Annotated in this window: 3 protein-coding genes; all 3 read left to right on the top strand. The window is 54.8% G+C overall.

What is annotated here, in order from left to right; genetic code table 11:
* Positions 1-732: ABC transporter substrate-binding protein (locus A918_RS19940; RefSeq protein ID WP_033315994.1), on the top strand; the 732-nt coding region annotated here is incomplete at its 5' end.
* Positions 732-1,736 (top strand): iron ABC transporter permease, encoded by a 1,005-nt coding sequence (locus A918_RS0108565; protein WP_022710666.1) that lies wholly within the window; start codon positions 732-734, stop codon positions 1,734-1,736. The genes A918_RS19940 and A918_RS0108565, both read left to right, overlap by 1 nt.
* A partial coding sequence (locus A918_RS19945; protein ID WP_022710667.1) for an ABC transporter ATP-binding protein occupies positions 1,733-2,498 on the top strand: 766 nt, incomplete at its 3' end. The genes A918_RS0108565 and A918_RS19945, both read left to right, overlap by 4 nt.

Genomic DNA, 2,498 nt, shown 5'->3' on the forward strand with positions numbered 1-2,498 from the left:
CTGGCGCTGTCGCTTACCGATCCGTCTCAGATCGTCTCTGTCAGCCATATTGCGGCAGATCCGGTTTCTTCGCCGGTCGCAAAACAGGCCGGAAATTATTATCTCAACCGTTCCGGTCTTGAGGAAATATTGGCGCTGAAGCCCGATCTGGTTTTGGCCTCGGTCTACACAGCGCCGGACAAGCTTGCGGTTCTGGAGCGGGAAGGTGTCAGGATTGAGCGTTTCGGTTATGCGCAGAGCTTTGCTGATATCCGCCAGCAGATCACGCAAATGGGGCAGGTGCTAGGGCAGCAAGACAATGCACAGTCACAAATTGCTGAAATCGATCAGACACTTGGCTCTTTGCAGAAGGATACACAGACGGTAACCGCGCTGCTTTATGAGCCTAATGGTTACACCTCCGGCGTGGGAACATTGTCAGATGAGATTATGAAGCTGCTGGATATTACCAATCTTGGTGCCAGTGACAGCAGACTGGCAGCAGGGCGTGTATCGCTGGAAGATCTCATTCGTCTGAAGCCGGATATGGTTGTCGAGCCGGAATTTTATGAGAAACCGGCACTGGCCTATCAGAATTACCGGCATCCGGTTATGAAGGCTTTGGTAAGCGAGCAGGGGCGTAAAACACAGCATGTGGCTGTGCCTGCGCGCAGCTGGTCGTGCGGTTCAGTCTATACGCTGGAAGCGGTGAGAATATTGCAGCGTGCCAGACAGGCAAACGGAGAGCGATGATGGATCAGAACCGGCGCTATTATGGTCTGTTGCTTGCGCTTGGCGCGATGCTGATCGCCCTGTTTGTCATCTCACTGCTGACCGGTTCGTCTTCCATCAGTCTTATGCAAGGGCTGTCCGGCCTGTTCGGAGCGGGGGACAGCGATACCGTGTTGATCATGCAGCAATTGCGTTTGCCTCGTGCCTTGCTTGGCGCGATGATTGGGTTGACATTGGGTTTGTCCGGTGCGGCTTTGCAAGGTTATTTACGCAATCCATTGGCGGAGCCCGGGTTGCTGGGAGTGAGTTCTTCTGCATCGCTTGGCGCTGTGCTGGCGCTTTATAGCGGACTGTCTTTGCTGTTTCCTTTAAGTCTGCCGCTGATGGCGCTGGGTTTTGCATTTATAGCTGTTCTATTGGTGCAGTTTCTGGCAGGCGGCAGCGGCTCTACGATTACAGTTATTCTGGCCGGCGTTGCGGTTTCTGCCTTTGCCGGAGCGCTGACGTCACTGGCACTGAGCCTTGCACCCAATCCTTTTGCCCTGATGGAAATTGTCTTCTGGATGCTCGGCTCCTTAAATGATCGTTCCATGAGCCATGTCTGGCTGGTGCTGCCGTTTATGAGCCTTGGCTGGATCATGTTGATCCTGTCAGGCCGTTCACTGGATGCGTTGACTTTGGGGCAGGAAACCGCTGCCAGCATCGGGGTTGATTTACGTAAAGTGCAGTTTCTGGTTGTTGCAGGCACGGCAATGAGTGTCGGCGCGGCAACGGCTGTGGCAGGAGCAATTGGCTTTATCGGGCTGGTAGTGCCGCATGTCTTGCGTCCTTTTGTTGGTTCGCGCCCTGCGCGTCTGTTGCCGGCTTCGGCACTGGGCGGAGCGGTTATGCTGTTGGCAGCTGATATTTTCGTACGTCTTATTCTTCCGGAGAAGGATCTGAAACTCGGCGTTCTGACCGCTTTGATCGGTGCGCCATTCTTCCTGCATCTGGTGTGGAGATTGCGCAAAGGAGCAGAAATTTGAGCCTGTTGCGCGTTGAAAATCTCTCGGTTTCCCGCCAGAAGCGCATCGTTGTTGACAGAGTTTCTTTCACTATAGGTGAAGGCGAGTTTGTCGGTCTGATCGGCCCGAATGGTGCAGGAAAGTCCACGCTGCTGCGTGCTCTGCTGGCGCAACTGCCTTATCAGGGCTCGGTCACTTTGAACGGACAGGAAAGCGCGCAGCTTAAAAGCATAAAGCGTGCACAGTTTCTGTCCTATATTGCGCAGGATCGTGAGATCAGCTGGAATATGCGCGTTGAGGCTGTGGTGCAGCTCGGCCGTCTTGCTCGTCTGCCGCAATTCTCCGGCCTGAGCAAAGAGGATCAGCACCAGATTACTTCTGCCATAGAAGCGCTGGAGATTACTCATCTGCGCGATAAATCGGCGCGGGAATTATCCGGCGGTGAACAGGCGCGGGTTCTGATTGCCCGCGCCATTGCGCAGGATACGCCTTTGATGCTGGCCGATGAGCCGGTGGCAGGGCTTGATCCGGCACATCAGCTTGGCCTGATGCAGATTTTCCGTGAGCTTTCCACACGTGGCCGCAGCATTATCTGCACATTGCATGATCTGGGACTGGCCGCGCGCTGGTGTACCCGCCTGCTTTTGTTGAAAGATGGTTGTCTGGTGGCTGATGGCGCACCGGCGGATATTCTGCGTGAAGAGGTGATCCGCGATCTCTATGGGGTAGAGGTGTATCGTACGCAAACACCGGACGGGCTCATTATCCAGCCGCCACATATTG

The organism is Pseudochrobactrum sp. AO18b (assembly GCF_000409565.1).
GTDB lineage: Bacteria > Pseudomonadota > Alphaproteobacteria > Rhizobiales > Rhizobiaceae > Pseudochrobactrum > Pseudochrobactrum saccharolyticum.